The organism is Aeromonas sp. 2692-1, assembly GCF_013085505.1.
Lineage (GTDB): Bacteria > Pseudomonadota > Gammaproteobacteria > Enterobacterales > Aeromonadaceae > Aeromonas > Aeromonas hydrophila.
In genome coordinates, this window is record NZ_CP038513.1 from 513,053 (window position 1) to 530,031 (window position 16,979).

Sequence of the window (16,979 nt, forward strand, 5' to 3'; positions counted from 1 at the left end):
GACTGCTTCAGGGTAGGTCAAATAACAGGGCTTGGCTGGCACTCGCGGCCACCAGATCCCATTTGGGCTCATCACGACTGAGAACCCCGTCGCCGGGTCGGGCAGCCAGACCGTTGGCAGTCAGCTCCCCTGAAATCATCTGCAGGTAGCCGTGTCGGCCGGCCAGCTCCCAGGTGAGGCTCTCACCCGGTTCAAGCTGCAGTCGCCAGACGCGGGCCTGCTGGCGGATCCTGAAGGATCCTGCTTCGCCGTCCGGTGACGCCACCAGCGTCATGCCCGGATTGGCTTCAATCTTCTTCTGCTGATAACCGGGTGTCGTGCCGTGTTCGTTCGGCTCGATCCAGATTTGCAGCAGGGAGAGCGGCTCGGTCTGCGAGGGGTTGTACTCGCTGTGCCGGATGCCGGACCCCGCGCTCATCAGCTGGAAATCCCCCGCCGGGATCTGCTCGGCATGGCCGAGGCTGTCCTTGTGCTCTATGGTGCCTTGCAGCACGCAGGTCAGGATTTCCATGTTGGCGTGAGGGTGGGTCGCGAAACCGCCACCCGGCGCCACCAGATCCTGATTGATGACCCGCAGCACTGAATGCCCCATCCAGTCCGGGTCGTAGTAGTGCCCGAAGGAAAAGCTGTGGCGCGCATCCAGCCAGCCGAAGTTGGCCTTGCCGCGCGCTTCTGCGGCTCTCAATTTCATCATGGTGTGCTCCTCACGTACCGATACGGTTGATTAACGCTGCTTGCCGCTACCGATGCCGAACGGAATGCGGTAGTCGCTGCTCTGCTCACCCAGGCTCACGGTCAGGTTGCCCTGGGTGCGGCTCGGGATCTGTACCTGCTGGCTGCCCATCAGGTTGGCATGGACGGAGGCAACCAGGTCGCCAGCCTCGTCACGCACTTCCAGCATGGGGTTGCCCTTGCCTTCCACCGCGGCGGTGGCGTGCCAGTTCACAAACAGCACGCCCGGGGCGGCGTTGAGGTCAGCCGGGACGGAAGCCTGAGCAAAACCTGCGGTCATCAGGCCTGCAACGGCCAGCATCTTGATTACGTTTTTCATGTTCATTCACTCTCTTGGTTTTATGTCATTGCCAAGGCCGCTGTGGCCAGAATCAATGCATCCATGCAAGAGGTCATTCAAATAGTGTGTTGTTCTTTCACCGAAGTCAGACTCCCTGATTGATGGAGTCACAGTCTGGAACTACCCGTTTATTTGGCTGCTTGGCGTTCCTGCCTAAGCGTTGATTGAATATTAAAGACACTTGGCCTAACTTGTTAGCGAGATAAACTGGCAAACATGTTCAAAAAAATTGAAGGCAATTTATGGCCAAGGAACTGAACAAGGAACGGGCGCTGACCCTGGAAGCCATCCGGGTGCTGGATGCCATCGACCGCCGTGGCAGCTTCGCGGCGGCAGCCGACGAACTGGGCAAGGTGCCCTCGGCCCTGAGCTACACGGTGCAGAAGCTGGAAGACGAACTGGACGCCATGCTGTTCGACCGCAGCGGCCACAGAACCAAGTTCACCCCGGCGGGCCGCATGCTGCTGGAGCGGGGTCGGGTTCTGCTGGAGGCGGCCGAGCACCTGGTGGGCGAGACCCGGGCACTGGCCCGCGGCTGGGAGACCGACATCACCATCGCCGTCGATGCACTGGTGCCGCTGCAGGCGCTCTACCCGCTGGTGGAGCGGCTGGCCGAGCTGACCGATACCCGGCTGAGGCTGCGGGCCGAGGTGCTGGCGGGCAGCTGGGAGTGTCTGGAGGATGGCCGGGCCGACCTGCTCATCTCCTCCCTCAATCCCGACATCATGATGACCGGCATCAAGCACCAGCCGCTGCAGGAGGAGGTGATGCTCTACGTCGCCCACCCGGATCACCCCCTGCATCAGGAGCCGGAGCCCCTGGCGGATGATACCCTGCGCCGCTACCGGGCCATCGCGGTGGCCGACACGGCGCTGCGCAAGCCGGTGCTCACCTATCGCCTGCTCGACAAGCAGCCGCGGCTGACCGTCAGCACCATGGGCGAGAAGCGCGACGCCCTGCTGGCGGGGATCGGGGTCGGCACCATGCCCCTGAGCTGGATAGAAGAGGACATCAGGGCCGGACGGCTCAAGGTGATCAGCCCCGAGTATCGCCACCAGATCCAGGTCGTGCTGGCCTGGCGGCGCGACACCATGGGCAAGGCCAAGAGCTGGCTTATTCGGGAGATCCCCAAGCTGTTTCCCTGCAAGGGAGAGTAAGACGGGCGGCAACATAGGAGGGGGCGCAAGCAGCGACAACGGGCTGCCGGTGCCCCGCCGCTTGACGGCGGGCGCAAATTCGGAGAAAAGAAAAAAGCGGCCCTCTTGCGAGTTCCGCTCAATGCCAGGAAAGAATAAAAACCTTGCGGTTTAAAAAACCCTTAAATTGGAAGCAAACAATCGATTTCTCAACCAGGAAGGTCTTGAATCCGATTCGTGTTGAATTATGCGCGATGTTTTATGCGCCACCAGCAAAATGTTGAATGGTTGAAGGATATGCACCGCAGAGTATCACTATCTGCAACCTTCCACTCAGACTGGTCTGGCCATTTCCATCGATTACGCCGGGTTTGTTTCCTCTGGTTTTTTTAAGTGTCAGTATCTGAGCCCATAACGAAAAAAGAACTCAGTTTCTGACACAACATAAAGATGCAGATAAAGGAATAGTTGCATGACCTACAGCCAGACCCTGGCCAACAATATTCTCGACACCCTGAAGAAGACCCTGACCGACAAGGGGATCCGCTATCAGACCCTGGCAGAAGCCATGGGCGTCTCCATCGCCACCGTCAAACGGATGATGAACAAGCCCTCCCTGCCGTTCGATACCCTGCTGGAGATCTGTCACCTGGTGGGGCTGTCGTTCGAGGAGCTGCTGGACCGCACTCAGGACGCCCAGAGCCGCCGTGCCGTCTTCACCCAGGAGCAGGACGAGGCATTCCACAAGGAGCCCGGTCTATACGCCTTTCTCGCCAACATCTTCTGGCGCGACAAGACCCTGATCGATCTGAAACGGGAGTACGGCCTGACCGATGCCTCCTGCTACCTCTATCTGCGCAAGCTGGAGAAGCTCGGCATCCTGCAGCTCGGCATCGACAACAGCTACCACTTCCTCATCAGCGAGCGGATCAGCTTCGAGCAGCACAGCCGCTTCGCCCGCCAGCAGGCGCGCCAGGCCATGTCCGTGCTGGGGGACTATCTGGTGGAGAACATGCACAAGTCCAACAACTACATGGCGCTGTGCCAGCTCCATCTGGACGAGAGCGAGGCGATGGCGCTGATCGAGCGGATGAAGGAGTACTGGCACCAGGAGCTCAAGCTCAACCGCCCCGCCATCGGCCAGCGGGAGGGCAGCAAGACCTACACCATGTCGCTGCAGCTGGCCGACTGCGGCTACCAGAGCTTCGACGATCTGATCCCCAATATCGACAACTGATCCCGGCGGATCCTGCTGGATCCACCACCCTCCTTTCCACGCAGGCATGGCCCGCCGAGGCTCATTGGCTCATCCCTGATCCGCGAGCTGGATCTGCGCCGGCCTGTCGAATGCAGACGGCTGCAATGCTCGCGTATCCAGACAGATGCGGATCGCATCCGGTCGCCAGTGTTCGATGTCGCAATCCACCAGCGCACCTCGCTCGTCGTAGTTGACCCGCACCAGCCGCAGCACGGCGCTCCCCTCCGCCAGATTGAGGGCGCGGGCGATGGCGCCGCGCGCCGCCGAGGGGGTGATCTCGAGACTCGCCCCACCCTGGCCTATGCCATAGCGTTGCTGATAGAGCTCGGTGAGGGAGCTGGCCAGCGGCGCGCTGGCGATGTCGGGAAAGCGGCTGGCCAGCAGATGGTGGCTGACGTGCAATACAGGACGACCGTCGATGAGGCGCAGGCGGCGGATTTCATACAGCGGCGTAAAAGGATCCAGCCCCATCCAGCGGCACAGCTCGCTGCTGGCCAGCTCGCTGCCGTGGGCCAACACCCGGGTTTCGGCGGTGCGCTGCTGCTCGCCGATCCACTGGTGAAAGTGGGTGTGGATGGCGGGATCGTAGGTGAGGCGAGGCGGCGCCACGAACCAGCCGCGCCGCTCGGCCCGGTAGATAAGGCCATCCGCCTCAAGGCTGGAGAGCGCCTCCTTGATGGTGATGCGGGTGGTGGCGAAGCGCTCGCTCAGGGCCCGCTCGGCGGGCAACTGCTGCCCCGCCGCCAGCTGGCCGCTGCCGATATAGCGGCGCAGGGTCTGGCAAATCTGTTCACACTTGGAGGCGCGGCCATCGGCCGCGACCCGCTCGCTCAATCTCGATTCAATCACGCTCATATCCCTGTCGCTCATCCTGACTGCGGCGGCTGGCTTCGCCCTTGTTGGTTCAGCCCTTGCTGGAGTAGTCCAGCTTCACTTGGGTTCAGAGTTGTAACCGCTGTGGATGACAGCACCATGACAGGGCGATTGTCATCAAACTGCCATCAAAGCGCCCCGCCACCGTCATATTTCCCCTCTAGCATCCCTCTCGAACCTTAACTGACCTAGTCCAGAGGGATGGGATGATGAAAAGCGTGATCGCAAGTGCACTGGCCCTGGTGGCCATCAGCCAACCACTGTTTGCAGCCGAGAACATCGCGGATCTCGAGAAGGCCGCTCGCGGCGAAGGCCAGCTCAGCAGCATCGGCATGCCCGACAGCTGGGCCAACTGGAAGGATACCTGGCAGCAGCTCGGCAGCATCTACGGCATCAAGCATCAGGATACCGACATGAGCTCGGCGCAGGAGATCGCCAAGTTCGCCGCCGAGAAGGCCAATGCCACCGCCGACATCGGCGACGTGGGCGGCGCCTTCGGCCCGGTAGCGGTCAAGCAGGGGGTCACCCAGCCCTACAAACCCTCCACCTGGGCCGACATTCCGAACTGGGCCAAGGATGCGGACGGTCACTGGATGCTGGCCTATACCGGCACCATCGCCTTCCTGATCAACAAGGATCTGGTCAAGGCGACCCCCACCAGCTGGCAGTCCCTGCTGGGTGGCGACTACAAGGTGACCCTGGGTGACGTGGGCGTTGCCTCCCAGGCCAACAACGGCGTGCTGGCGGCGGCCTATGCCACCGGTGGCAGCGAGAAGAACCTCAAACCCGCGCTGGAGCTGTTCGGTCAGTTGGCCAAGCAGGGCCGTCTGTCGCTCAATGACCCGACCATCGCCAACATCGAGAAGGGCGAGGTGGAAGTGGGGGTGCTGTGGGACTTCAACGCGCTGAACTACCGCGACCAGATCGACCCCAAAAAGTTTGAGGTGGTGATCCCGAGCGACGGCTCCGTCATCGCCGGTTACACCACCATCATCAACAAGTGGGCCAAGAACCCCAACGCCGCCAAACTGGCGCGGGAATACATCCTCTCCAACGCCGGCCAGATCAACCTGGCGCGCGGCTATGCCCGCCCGATTCGCAGCAACGTGACCCTGCCGGACGACGTCAAGGCCAAGCTGCTGCCGGCCGAGCAGTACGCCAATGCCAAGCCGGTACAGGATCACGCCGCCTGGGAGCAGAGCTCCAAGGCCCTGCCGCGCCAGTGGCAGGAAACCGTCATGATCAACATGCAATAAGGAGCGGCCAGTGCAACACAAGGTGATAGTGGTACTTGTGGATGGCCTCTCTGCCGAGGTAGCCCATTGCATGGGCTACCTCGCGGGCATGGTGGAGGCGGGCCACGGGTTGCAGGCAACCCTGAGCTGCGCCCTCCCCTCCCTCTCCCGGCCCCTCTACGAGTGCATCCTGACCGGCGTCCCGCCGGTGGAGAGCGGCATCACCCACAACGGGGTGAGCCGTCTCAGCCGGCAGGAGTCCATCTTCCATCTGGCCCGGGCGGGCGGTAAACGCACCGCGGCGGCGGCCTACCACTGGGTGAGCGAGCTCTACAACCAGAGCCCCTGGCAAGCGGCCCGCGATCGCTTCACCCATGACGAGCGACTGCCCATCCAGCACGGCTGCTTCTACTGGGATGACGGCTACCCCGACAGCCATCTGCTGATGGACGGCGAGTGGCTGCGCAGCCAGTACGACCCCGATTTCCTGCTGATCCACCCGATGGGGGTGGATGATGCCGGCCACCAGTTTGGTCTCGACTCCCGCCAGTACCGCAATCAGGCGCGCCGGATGGACAGCCTGCTGGCCGACCTGCTGCCCCAGTGGCTGGCGGAGGGGTATCAGGTGGTGATCACCTCGGATCACGGCATGAACAACGACTTGAGCCACGGCGGCACCCTGGCCGAGGAGCGCCGGGTACCGCTCTGGCTGTTTGGCGATGCGTTTGTGGCCCAGTGGCCCGCCGGCCCCGCCATGCAGCAGACCCAGCTCTGCGCCCTGATGGCAGACCTGCTGGGGGTGCCCCACGACAAGCCGAGCGGCCCGCCGCTGCTCAAGGCTGGCAACCTGCCGGAGGTGCACTGATGATGCCCGCCACCACCGAGATCCTGGCGGATCAACCCGCCATCACCCGGCGCCGGCCGCGCCGCCACTGGCTGCCGGCCCTGGTGCTGCTGCCGTTTGTCCTCTTGATGATCCTGTTCCAGCTCACCCCCATGGTGTGGGTGCTGGTGGGCAGTTTTCAGACCCCGGATGGCTGGGGCCTCGGCTACTACCGGGAGATCCTGAGCTCCCCCTTCTACCTGCAATCGTTCGGCAACTCCTTGCGCATCGCCGGCATCGCCAGTCTGGCGGGGCTTGCCATCGGCACCCTCGGGGCGGCTTCGCTGCGCCACAGCGGCGAGCGGGTCAAGCGGGTGCTGCTGGCCTTTGTCACCATGACCGGCAACTTCAGCGGGGTGCCGCTGGCGTTCGCCTTCATCATCATTCTTGGCATCAACGGCGCGGTGACTCTGCTGCTGAAATCCTGGGGCCTCATCGATGGCTTCAACCTCTACTCGGGCAGCGGCCTCATCCTCATCTACACCTACTTCCAGATCCCGCTCGCCCTGCTGCTGCTCTACCCGGCCTTCGATGCGCTGCAGGATGAGTGGCCGCAGGCCGCCGCACTGCTCGGCGCGAGCAAGGGACAGTATGTGTGGCACGTGGCGCTGCCGGTGCTGACGCCTGCGCTACTCGGCACCCTGATCATCCTGTTTGCCAACGCGGTGGGAGCCTATGCCTCCGCCTACGCCCTCACCACCGGCAACTTCAACCTGGTGACTATCCGGGTGGCCAGCCTGGTCTCCGGCGACATCTTCCTCGAGCCCAACATGGCGGCGGCGCTGGCGGTGATCCTGATGGTGCTGCTGGGGGTGGTGACGGCCGCCAACCAGTGGCTGCTGAAAAAGAGCTATGTGAACAAGGGACAATCCCATGCATGATTTGACGCCGCGCTGGCCCAAGTGGGTGCTGGGGGCGCTGGTCGCCGCCCTGCTGCTGCCGCTGCTGGCCACCTTTCTCTACTCCATCTCCACCCGCTGGGGGGCGACCCTGCTGCCGGACGGCTTCACTCTCGACTGGTATCTCAAACTGTGGGGTGACCCGCGCTTTCTGGCGGCGTTTGGCCGCAGCCTCCTGGTCTGCTTCGCCACCCTGCTGCTGGGCACCCTGGTGCTGGTGCCCACCGTGCTGGTGGTGGCCTACTACTTCCCAAAGCTGGATCCCTGGATGAACCTGCTGATCCTGCTCCCCTTCGCGGTGCCGCCGGTGGTCTCCTCGGTCGGGCTGCTGCAGATCTACGCCGATGGCGCCCTGCCGATTATCGGCACGCCGTGGATCCTGATCGGCACCTGGTTCACCGTGGTGCTCCCCTTCATGTACCGGGCGCTGGCCAACAGCCTGCAGGGGGTACCGCTGAAAGATCTGATGGATGCCGCCCACCTGCTGGGGGCGAGCAGCGCCCGCGCCTTCCTGCTGGTGCTGATCCCCTGCCTGCGCAAGGGGCTGCTGGCGGCGCTGTTTCTCTCGCTCTCCTTCCTGCTCGGCGAGTTCGTGTTTGCCAACATGCTGGTGGGCACCCGTTACGAGACCCTGCAGGTCTACCTCTACAACATGCGCGCGACTTCGGGCCACTTCACCAGCGCACTGGTGATGAGCTACTTCCTGCTGACCCTGCTGCTCACCTGGGCGGCGAACAGATTTCATCGGTGAATCAACATGTTCCATCTAGAAGTGAATCAACTGCACAAATTCTACGGCGACACCAAAGTGTTCGAGGGGATTGAATTCGGTATCCGCAAGGGGGAGCTGGTGACTCTGCTCGGCCCCTCCGGCTGTGGCAAGTCCACCCTGCTGCGGGCGCTGGCCGGGCTCACCCCGGTGGATGGTGGTCAGGTGCGGGTAGCCGGTGAAGATATTACCTGGCAGGAACCCCAGAAGCGGGGCATCGGCATGGTGTTCCAGAGCTATGCGCTGTTCCCCAACATGACGGTGCGGGACAACGTCGCCTTCGGCCTCAAGATGAAGCCCCAGCCGGGGCGGGATCTGGCCGCCAGCGTGCAGGAGGCGCTGGAGCTGGTGGAGCTGACCGGCTTCGAGCGCCGCTATCCGAGCGAGCTCTCCGGCGGCCAGCGCCAGCGGGTCGCGCTGGCCCGCGCCCTGGTGGTGCGGCCAAGGATCCTGTTGCTGGACGAACCGCTCTCGGCCCTGGATGCCCGCATCCGCCGCAGCCTGCGCCAGCAGATCCGCGAGATCCAGCAGCGCCTTGAGCTCACCACCATCTTCGTGACCCACGATCAGGAGGAGGCGCTGACCATGTCGGACCGGATCTTCCTGATGAACAAGGGATCCATCGTGCAGAGCGGGACGCCGGAGGAGATCTACACCCGTCCCGCTAGCGAGTTTGTGGCGAGCTTTATCGGCAACTACAACCTGCTCGATGGTGAGCAGGCCAGCACCCTGTTCGGCCCCCGTTTTCAGGGCAAGCTGGCGCTGCGACCGGAGTCTCTCTCCCTGCTGCCGGCCGGCGCTCACAGTGACGAACCTCACCTGCCGGGGGTTATCAGCGGACAGCAACTGCTCGGCAACGTGATCCGCTATCAGGTGAGCTGCGCGGCGGGCCTGCTGACGGTGGATTGCCTCAACCGCTGTGCCGGTGATCTGCTGCCGGTGGGCTGCGCCGTGACCCTGGTGGTGGCCCGGGATCAGCTCTGTGAGGTAGCATGACACCGCATTTCATTTCCATTTTTACTGCGAGGAGCGCCCATGGCACTGGCACTGTTTGATCTGGACGAGACCCTGATTGCCGGGGATTCCGCCAGCCTCTGGCTGGCGTACATGGTGGCCGAGGAGCTGGCTCCCGCCAGCATGATCGCCGAAGAGCAGGCGATGATGTCCCTCTACCATCAGGGCAAGATGGACATGCACCAGTACATGGCCTTCACCCTGCAACCGCTGGCGGGCAAGACGCGCCAGTGGCTCGACTCGCTCTGCGCCCGCTTTGCCGAGCAGGTGCTGCGCGATCGTATCTATCCGGAGGGGTTGGCACGCATCGAGTGGCACCGCCAGCGCGGCGACGAACTGGTGCTCATCTCCGCCTCCGGCGAGCATCTGGTGGCCCCCATGGCGCAGATGCTGGGGATGGATCACTGCGTGGCCATCCTGCTCGACGAGGAGGCCGGCATGCTGACCGGCCAGACCCGCGGCACCCTTAGCTTTCGCGAGGGCAAGGTGGCCCGCATCAACCAGCTGTTTGCCGCCAGCGCCAACCCCTGGCAGGAGAGCCACGGCTACAGCGACTCCCACAACGACCTGCCGCTGCTGCAGGCGGTGACCCACCCCCATGCGGTCAACCCGGCGCCCGGTCTGCGCCAGATCGCCATCGAGCAGGCCTGGCCGACCCTCGACTGGCAGCTGGCCTCCTGAATGAAGAAGAGGCCCTCAGGCCTCTTCCTTGCTCAGCAGTGCATCGTCGGCAGGGGGAGCATCCTCCTGCCTCTTCGCCTCCGGCCTGCCCAGATAGATGCGGTTCTTGCCGTCGCGTTTGGCCCGGTACACCTCGGCATCGGCGATATCCAGCAGCGTCTTGCCATCCATCCCCGCCTGACTGGCCACCAGCCCGCCGCTGAAGGTGATCCTGAGCTCGGGCTCGCGCCAGTCCAGTGACTCCACCCCCTTGCGGAACTGCTCCAGCAGCATCTGGCAGAAGTGGATATCCGGGTTGACCAACAGCACCACCAGCTCCTCGCCACCGTAGCGGCAGACCCAGCCGTGATCCCCCAGCAGTCGCATGCCCAGCTTGGACACCCGTTTGAGCACCACGTCCCCGGTCTGATGGCCGAAGGTGTCGTTGACCCGCTTGAAATCGTCCAGATCCACCATGGCCAGACAGAACGGCTGATGCTCGAACAGCAGACGATTGACGCGTTCGTCGAAGAAACGACGGTTGTAGAGGCCGGTCAGCTTGTCGAGGTTGGCCTGCTGGCGCGCCTCGTGATAATCCTTGCTCACCTCCGCCAGCTCGGCATAGACGTGTCTGAGCTCGCGCATCCCCCCCTGCGGCACGTCATCGGGCTGCATCCGGCTCGCCCGGATCATGCTGGAGATCTCGTCGAGCATGCGGCGAAAATAGCGGGACCAGACCAGCGCCAGCATCACGTAGAGCACGCAGGCCAGCGCCACCATCAGCTGCACGTTGAGGGAGACCCGCTCCACCACCGCCATCACGCTGGCCGCCGGCTGCACGCTGATCAGCACCCAGTTGCGCTCGGGCAGCTTGCTGTAGGCCACGAACTGGCTGGATGCCTTGTCCAGAAAGATGCCGTCCTCCTGGCTGAAGCGGGAAAGCCACTCGGGATGGGCCATGGGTTTGAGCAACTGGGCGGTGTCAGGATGTGCCAGCACCTTGCCGGACTGGTTGACGACCATCTGGTAGCCATCCCCCAGCTGGCGATTCAGCTGGGCGGAAAAGGGGGCCAGGATGGCATCCATCGCAAACACCCCGCGCACCTTGCCCTCCTTGTCGGTCAGGGCCCGCGCCAGGGCGATCACCAGATTGCCGTTGGTATAGTCGTAATAGGGCTCGGTCCAGACCATCTTGCCCACGTGCTGGCTGGCCAGCTGATACCAGGGACGAACCCTGGGATCGAAGTTGGCATCCGCCTGCCAGGCGGGGTAGATCAGCATCTGGCGTTCGGCAGTGCCGATGTAGATGTAGACCAGATCGGCCATGACCCCCTTGTAGAGCTGCCACTCCTTCAGATAGGTCTCGGTGTTGTGCAGACGGGGGCCGCTGATGTCCGCCACCTGCACCTGGTCGTAAATGAGGGTGAACTGGCGCTCCATCTCGTGCAGATAGGGTTCGATGAAGACGTGACGCAGCTGGTGATTGGTGGCGAGCAGGCGCTGTTGCAGCTCGTTTTGCAGGCTGCGCTCCATGTGCAGGTAGTAGATACCCCCAGCATCAATACCGGGATGAACAGCAGAAGCAGGCCCAGACGCATCCGGGCAACCAGGGACCAGGTTTTTTTGGAGACCGCTCGTTTATCCAATCCTGACTCCTGCTATTGCCAGACAACGCGTAGTGTCAGAATATCAGCAGCACGAGATGGCGTCCAAAGGGAAGCTGACCATCTGCTCAACGAGAGGTAATCGACAAGGATGCTGAACCCGGATCTGTTGATGGCGCTGCACTACTGCGCCGTGATCACCCTGACCGGAGCGATCACCTCCGAATATTTTCTGTTCCGTCGCGGCATGTCCATCGAGCAGGTGCGCAAACTGCTGCTGGCCGATGGCCTGGCGGCGCTGGCTCTGTTGCTCATCTTCATCACCGGGGTGTTGCAGGTGCTCGCCCACCCCGACGAGCCGTCCGTGCTGCTCGCCAATCCGGGCTACCGCACCAAGCTGCTGCTGTTCTGCGTGATGGCCATCAGCTTTGGCTACCCCAGCCGCCTCTTCTACCGCTGGCGCCGCTCCCTGCGCCAGGGGCGCGCTCCCATGGTCTCCATCCAGCAGCAGTTCTGGGTGATCTGGATCCTGCGCGGCAACCTGCTGCTGCTCGCCCTCATCCCCCTGCTGGCCGGCATCGCCAACGGTTGAGCCGCACGCGCTGCGGCAAGGCCGTGGGATAACCGCTCACACTGCCAACCTCATCGACAGCTAAAGACAAATCCCCCCGCGCACGGTTATCTTGGAGGCTGGAGTTTTGCGGCACGGCCCTGCCCGTCCGTCTTTCAGGGATGAATCTATGCGTTCGAACATGATGTTATTGATGGCCGCCGCCATCTGGGGGCTGGGCTTCGTGGCCCAGCGACTCGGGATGGACCACATGGGACCTTACACCTTCAACGGCCTGCGCTTTCTGCTGGGGGCCGCCTCCTTGCTGCCGCTACTGTGGTGGCTCAAGTCCCGACAACCCAGGGCCCAGCCCGGTGATCGGCGTCTGCTGCTGACCGGCGGCCTCATCGCCGGTACCGTGCTGTTCAGCGCCGCCTCGCTGCAACAGGTGGGGCTGCTCTACACAACGGCAGCCAAGGCGGGTTTCATCACAGGTCTCTACATCATACTGGTGCCGGTGATCGGGCTCGCCCTGCGCCACAAGACAGGGGCCAACACCTGGGTTGGCGCCCTCATTGCCATGGCGGGGCTCTACTACCTCAGCGTCACCGAGGATTTCACCATCGGCTACGGCGACCTGCTGCAGGTGGTGGGCGCCCTGTTCTGGGCCGTACACCTGCTGGTGCTGGATCACTACTCGAGCCGGGTCGCCCCCATTCGCCTCGCCGGCGTTCAGTTCGTGGTGTGCGGCCTGCTCAGCCTGGGTACGGCGCTGGTCATCGAGACCCCCAGTCTGAGCGGCGCGGTGGCCGGCTGGCAGGCCCTGCTCTATGCCGGTCTGGTGTCGGTCGGGGTGGGTTACACCCTGCAGGTGGTGGGTCAGCGCGGCGCCCATCCGGCCCATGCCGCCATCATCCTCAGCCTGGAGACGGTGTTCGCCGCCATCGGTGGCGTGCTGTTGCTGGGGGAAACCCTCGACGAGCGGGCCATGGTGGGCTGCGCCTTGATGCTGGCAGGTATGCTGATCTCCCAGATCCGGCTGCGCTGGTGGTGGAAGTCTCGGCGGGACAAGGTGCCCAGCCAGCCCTAGCCGAGTGGGCCAGCTTCGGCCTGTCGTCTGATGCTGGCCCATATGCCTGATCTCCCAGATCAGGCTGCGTTGGTGGTGGAAATCCCGGCGGGACAAGGTGCCGAGCCAGCCCTGATACAGCGGGCATGCCGGAACGCCAGTCACCCCAAACAAAACGAGGCGCCCAGGGCGCCTCGTTTTATGGCAGCACGCCTAGCGTACGCTGGAGCAGAAGCTCACGTCGTCGCGCAGGGGATCGTTGCTCACGCTGTGGTAGAGCTCGAAGCAGGGGCCGCTGCCAAACTCCAGCCCGGCCGCGACTATATCACCCACATGCTCCTGCCAGCGCGGTCCGTACTGGTTGCGGTCGGTGATGAGGTAACGGGACTGGGCATAACGGCCGGCCGGGATGAGCTGGGTCTCCACCTCTCCCTCACCCCGGGTCTGGGGCGGCACAGTGATGCCGATATCGGTGCGGCACTGGGCCGGCGGCGTCACCTCCGGGTTGTCGTGGTAGATGAAGATCCACTCCCCGCCCTCCAGTCCGCGCGCAGCGGCCCACTGGTGCAGGCGGCCGCAGACGGCATCATAACCCTCGCCATAGGGACCGGTGACCCGGATATAGGCCAGGGTGCGGGCGTCCATCTCGACTGTTTTCATGGTGTTGCTCCTTGCTGATGAGTGGCCTTCAGCATAAGGGGACGGGCCATCCCATGCGTGTCCATCCTTGCTCTCCAGGTGTCCATTCTTGCTCTTGTCACTGCGAAACGCGCCCGGTGTGCAGCCATAGTAGCGACGAAAGGCCTTGGCAAAGGCCTGGGAGCTGCCTAGCCCCGCCCCCAGCGCGATGGCGGTGATGCTGGCATCGGTGTAGCAGAGCTGCCAGGCGGCCCGCTGCATGCGCAAGCGCCGACACATCTCCCCCGGCGCCTCGCCCGCCACGGCGGTGAACACCCGGTGAAAATGGTAGAGGGAGAGGCAGGCCCGCTCCGCCAGCGCCTCGATGGAGAGATCCGGATCCTGCTCCAGCGCCCGCAGCACCGGGATGAGCCGGCGATGGTAGTCGATCATGGCCGGATCCTCGCCATGTAGAGGGCATCCACATACTCGCCCTGGCGAAAGGCGTAGCCACGGGCCAGCCCCTCCTCGACGAAACCGAACTTGCGATAGAGCGCCAGCGCCCCCTGATTGTCGGTGTAGACGGTGAGCTCGACGCGTTGCAGGTTGAGCCAGTTGTCGGCCATCTCCAGCACAGCCCCGAGCAGGGCGGAGCCCACCCCCTTGCCGGCCCAGTCATCCCGTACCCCCATGCCGATACAGGCCACGTGCTTGCGCCTGGGATTGGGCTCCATATGCAGCGAGAGCTGGCCCGCCAGCAGGCCGTCGACCTCGGCCACCAGCGCCACCACGCTGCCGCTCTCCAGCCGCTTCTGCCAGACGCCCAGGGTTGGATAGGGCAGTTGCAGGGTGCCCGCCTGAGCGTTGGGCATGGCATAGAGATCCCGCAAGGCGGGGGCATCGGCCGGTTCGGCGTGACGAATGGTGATCTGCATCTGAGGCTCCTTCTCGAAAACCTCATCATGCAGCATCAGAAGGGTCCGGTCATCCCCCCAGCCCCACCCATTTGTGATGCCTATCAAAGGGCGAGGGAGGGCCCATTGGTTCCCTGGTTTTTCCTTGTTATAGACTCAAGGCTCACCAACAAGGAGAAGCACCATGAACGACAAGACCCTGCACAGTGCCAATGGCGCCCCCGTTGTCGACAACAACAACAGCCTCACCGCCGGCCCCCGCGGCCCGGTGCTGATGCAAGACATCTGGTTGATGGAAAAGTTGGCTCACTTCGATCGGGAACGGATCCCGGAGCGGGTGGTTCACGCTAAAGGCTCGGGCGCCTACGGCACCTTTACCGTGACCCATGACATCAGCGCCTTCAGCAAGGCCGACCTGTTCAATGCCGTCGGCAAGCAGACCCCGGTGTTCCTGCGCTTCTCCACCGTGGCCGGTGAGAAGGGCGCCGCCGACGCAGAACGCGACGTGCGCGGCTTCGCCCTCAAGTTCTACACCGAGCAGGGCAACTGGGACCTGGTGGGCAACAACACCCCGGTGTTCTTCATTCGCGATCCGCTGAAATTCCCCGACTTCATCCACACCCAGAAGCGGGATCCGCGCACCAACCTGCGCAGCGCCACCGCCGCCTGGGACTTCTGGTCCCGCCATCCCGAGTCCCTGCATCAGGTCACCATACTGTTCAGCGATCGCGGCATCCCCAAGAGCCTGCGCGAGATGAACGGCTACGGCAGCCACACCTTCAGCTTCATCAACGATGCCAACGAGCGCTTCTGGGTCAAGTTCCACTTCAAGACCGAGCAGGGCCACAGCTTCTACACCGATGAAGAGGCCGCCACCGCCGTCGGCCAGGATCGGGAGACCAGTCAGGCCGATCTGTTCAACGCCATCGAACGGGGCGACTTCCCGCGCTGGAAGGTCTACGTGCAGGTGATGCCGGAGGCCGAAGCCCAGACCTACAAGATCCACCCGTTCGACCTCACCAAGGTGTGGCCGCACAGCGACTACCCGCTGATCCCGGTCGGCGTACTGGAGCTCAACCAGAACCCGGACAACTACTTCGCCCACGTGGAGCAGGCCGCCTTCACCCCGGCCAACGTGGTGCCCGGCATCGGCTTCTCGCCGGATCGCATGTTGCAGGGCCGCCTGTTCTCCTACGGTGACACCCAGCGCTATCGCCTCGGCGTCAACCACGGCCTGCTGCCGGTCAACGCCCCGCGCTGCCCGTTCCACCACGGTGCCCACCGCGACGGCGCCATGCGGGCCGACAGCAATGGCGGCGCCAGCCCTAACTACCAGCCGAACCGCTTCGGCACCCAGCAGCCGAGCGAGCAGCACGAGCCGGCACTGAGCCTGGAAGGGGCCGCCCTGCACTACGATTTTCGCGACTACGACAGCGACTACTACAGCCAGCCGGGCAACCTGTTCCGGATCATGGACGAGGGGCAGCGCTCGCGCCTCGCCGCCAACCTGGCGCGTTCCCTCGTCAATGTGGAGGATGACGCCATCGTCGCGGCCCAGCTCAAGCACTTCGAGCAGGCCGACCCCGAGTACGCCAAGCGGGTCGAGCTGGCGCTGGCCGCCCTGCAGCGCTAAGTCGCAGGCAGCCAACATCTGCAAAAGCAAAACGGGGGCCTGCTGGCCCCCGTTCTCGTCGTGACAGTATTGGATAGATAAAAAACGGAGCCCAGGGCTCCGTTTTCATTGCGGTATCCATCCCGGACGCAGCGCCGCCGAGCTCCGTCTGCGGTGATGAATAAAAAACAGAGCCCAAGGCTCTGTTTTCACTGCTGTATCAATCCCGGACGGAACGCGCTTCGCGCTCTTCCCGCTCCCTTGCCAACAGGCGTTTGTACCACCAGCTACTGCGACGACGTTGTGCATTGGAAGAGCGACGAGCCATTTCTTAGGTTCCAGCCAAGAGAGGAAAAGAGCCGCATTATGCGATAGAGGTCACGTCCATGTCTTTAGCTGGATCAAGAAAAGCCTCACTGACCGACGCTGATGGTACCGCTCTTCGTCGCCTTCCCGGCCGCATCCGACGCCCTTTGCGGCTCGCGCCAGGCCAGTGGCCCGTTGCTCTCCAGCTCGTTTTGCGGGACGCACTCCAGCCAGCTGTCGCCCTGCTGGATCCTGGCACCCAGCGAATACTTCTGATCCTGATACCAGCAGACTCGCTCCGGTAGCGAGCCCAGCGGCAGCACCAGTTCGGCCCCCACTTCCGTCCGCTTCGGCTCTGCCGCCACGCCAGTGCCGGTCGCACCGCCCAGCAGTGTCAGCAACAGCCAGCCACCTACCCTCTTGCCCAGATACATGATGTCTCTCCTTGCTCGATAGAAGGTTCAGGCGACCGGAAACGACACAAACTTGATTAATAAGCAGCGCCCT

At 63.5% G+C, this 16,979-nt stretch carries 17 protein-coding genes and 1 pseudogene; 11 read left to right on the forward strand and 7 right to left on the reverse strand.

Annotation, left to right across the window (positions count from 1 at the left end; all coding sequences use genetic code 11):
* Positions 1 to 7 precede the first annotated feature (7 nt).
* Together E5E97_RS02640 and E5E97_RS02645 are read right to left on the reverse strand one after the other, a co-directional pair.
* Positions 8 to 694, reverse strand: coding sequence for a pirin family protein (locus tag E5E97_RS02640; protein ID WP_016352232.1), 687 nt, complete (start codon positions 692 to 694; stop codon positions 8 to 10).
* 30 nt (positions 695 to 724) lie between these two features.
* A complete protein-coding gene (locus E5E97_RS02645; protein ID WP_171279839.1) occupies positions 725 to 1,057 on the reverse strand; it encodes a hypothetical protein in 333 nt (110 codons plus the stop codon).
* A gap of 257 nt (positions 1,058 to 1,314) precedes the next feature.
* Between E5E97_RS02645 and E5E97_RS02650 the strand changes: the two genes are divergently transcribed.
* The gene (locus tag E5E97_RS02650; protein WP_011707662.1) at positions 1,315 to 2,229 is read left to right on the forward strand and encodes a LysR family transcriptional regulator; all 915 of its coding nucleotides are present in this window, start codon (positions 1,315 to 1,317) and stop codon (positions 2,227 to 2,229) included.
* Between the two features lie 451 nt (positions 2,230 to 2,680).
* Entirely contained in the window at positions 2,681 to 3,445 is a 765-nt protein-coding gene (locus E5E97_RS02655) for a helix-turn-helix transcriptional regulator (RefSeq protein ID WP_011707663.1), read from the forward strand.
* Between the two features lie 69 nt (positions 3,446 to 3,514).
* Here E5E97_RS02655 and E5E97_RS02660 read toward each other — a convergent pair whose 3' ends face one another.
* Positions 3,515 to 4,336, reverse strand: coding sequence for a UTRA domain-containing protein (locus tag E5E97_RS02660; protein WP_171279840.1), 822 nt, complete (start codon positions 4,334 to 4,336; stop codon positions 3,515 to 3,517).
* A 212-nt stretch (positions 4,337 to 4,548) separates the two neighbouring features.
* Here E5E97_RS02660 and E5E97_RS02665 point away from each other — a divergent pair, with 212 nt between their 5' ends.
* Genes E5E97_RS02665 through E5E97_RS02690 form a run of 6 tightly spaced genes read left to right on the forward strand, consistent with a single transcriptional unit; the run spans position 4,549 to position 9,820 of the window.
* A complete protein-coding gene (locus E5E97_RS02665) occupies positions 4,549 to 5,595 on the forward strand; it encodes an ABC transporter substrate-binding protein (protein WP_171279841.1) in 1,047 nt (348 codons plus the stop codon).
* A gap of 10 nt (positions 5,596 to 5,605) precedes the next feature.
* Positions 5,606 to 6,439, forward strand: coding sequence for an alkaline phosphatase family protein (locus E5E97_RS02670; protein WP_171279842.1), 834 nt, complete (start codon positions 5,606 to 5,608; stop codon positions 6,437 to 6,439).
* Positions 6,439 to 7,338, forward strand: coding sequence for an ABC transporter permease subunit (locus tag E5E97_RS02675; RefSeq protein ID WP_171279843.1), 900 nt, complete (start codon positions 6,439 to 6,441; stop codon positions 7,336 to 7,338). Before E5E97_RS02670 ends, E5E97_RS02675 begins: the two co-directional genes overlap by 1 nt.
* Positions 7,331 to 8,107 carry an ABC transporter permease gene (locus E5E97_RS02680; RefSeq protein ID WP_171279844.1) on the forward strand — a complete coding sequence of 259 codons (777 nt, stop codon included), beginning with the start codon at positions 7,331 to 7,333 and terminating at the stop codon, positions 8,105 to 8,107. The genes E5E97_RS02675 and E5E97_RS02680 overlap by 8 nt, the downstream gene beginning before the upstream one ends.
* 6 nt (positions 8,108 to 8,113) lie before the next feature.
* Positions 8,114 to 9,121, forward strand: coding sequence for an ABC transporter ATP-binding protein (locus E5E97_RS02685; RefSeq protein WP_171279845.1), 1,008 nt, complete (start codon positions 8,114 to 8,116; stop codon positions 9,119 to 9,121).
* A gap of 39 nt (positions 9,122 to 9,160) precedes the next feature.
* Positions 9,161 to 9,820, forward strand: a complete 660-nt coding sequence (locus E5E97_RS02690) for an HAD family phosphatase (protein WP_039215951.1) — start codon at positions 9,161 to 9,163, stop codon at positions 9,818 to 9,820.
* 15 nt (positions 9,821 to 9,835) lie between these two features.
* Here the strand turns inward: E5E97_RS02690 and E5E97_RS02695 are convergent.
* Positions 9,836 to 11,445: pseudogene (locus tag E5E97_RS02695) on the reverse strand (diguanylate cyclase).
* A 109-nt stretch (positions 11,446 to 11,554) separates the two neighbouring features.
* Here E5E97_RS02695 and E5E97_RS02700 point away from each other — a divergent pair.
* A complete protein-coding gene (locus tag E5E97_RS02700) occupies positions 11,555 to 11,995 on the forward strand; it encodes a DUF2214 family protein (protein WP_011707672.1) in 441 nt (146 codons plus the stop codon).
* Between the two features lie 148 nt (positions 11,996 to 12,143).
* Complete coding sequence (locus tag E5E97_RS02705) at positions 12,144 to 13,043, forward strand: DMT family transporter (protein ID WP_017410781.1); 900 nt, start codon at positions 12,144 to 12,146, stop codon at positions 13,041 to 13,043.
* Positions 13,044 to 13,235: 192 nt separating this feature from the next.
* Here the strand turns inward: E5E97_RS02705 and E5E97_RS02710 are convergent, their stop codons facing one another.
* Complete coding sequence (locus tag E5E97_RS02710) at positions 13,236 to 14,093, reverse strand: GyrI-like domain-containing protein (protein ID WP_118880220.1); 858 nt, start codon at positions 14,091 to 14,093, stop codon at positions 13,236 to 13,238.
* Entirely contained in the window at positions 14,090 to 14,575 is a 486-nt protein-coding gene (locus E5E97_RS02715) for a GNAT family N-acetyltransferase (RefSeq protein ID WP_118880219.1), read from the reverse strand. The genes E5E97_RS02710 and E5E97_RS02715 overlap by 4 nt, the downstream gene beginning before the upstream one ends.
* A 163-nt stretch (positions 14,576 to 14,738) precedes the next feature.
* Here E5E97_RS02715 and E5E97_RS02720 point away from each other — a divergent pair, with 163 nt between their 5' ends.
* Positions 14,739 to 16,187, forward strand: coding sequence for a catalase (locus E5E97_RS02720; RefSeq protein WP_049048067.1), 1,449 nt, complete (start codon positions 14,739 to 14,741; stop codon positions 16,185 to 16,187).
* Between the two features lie 392 nt (positions 16,188 to 16,579).
* On the opposite strand, the gene E5E97_RS02725 is transcribed toward E5E97_RS02720, so the two are convergent.
* Positions 16,580 to 16,906 carry a YnjH family protein gene (locus E5E97_RS02725; protein ID WP_118880218.1) on the reverse strand — a complete coding sequence of 109 codons (327 nt, stop codon included), beginning with the start codon at positions 16,904 to 16,906 and terminating at the stop codon, positions 16,580 to 16,582.
* Positions 16,907 to 16,979: the final 73 nt, after the last annotated feature.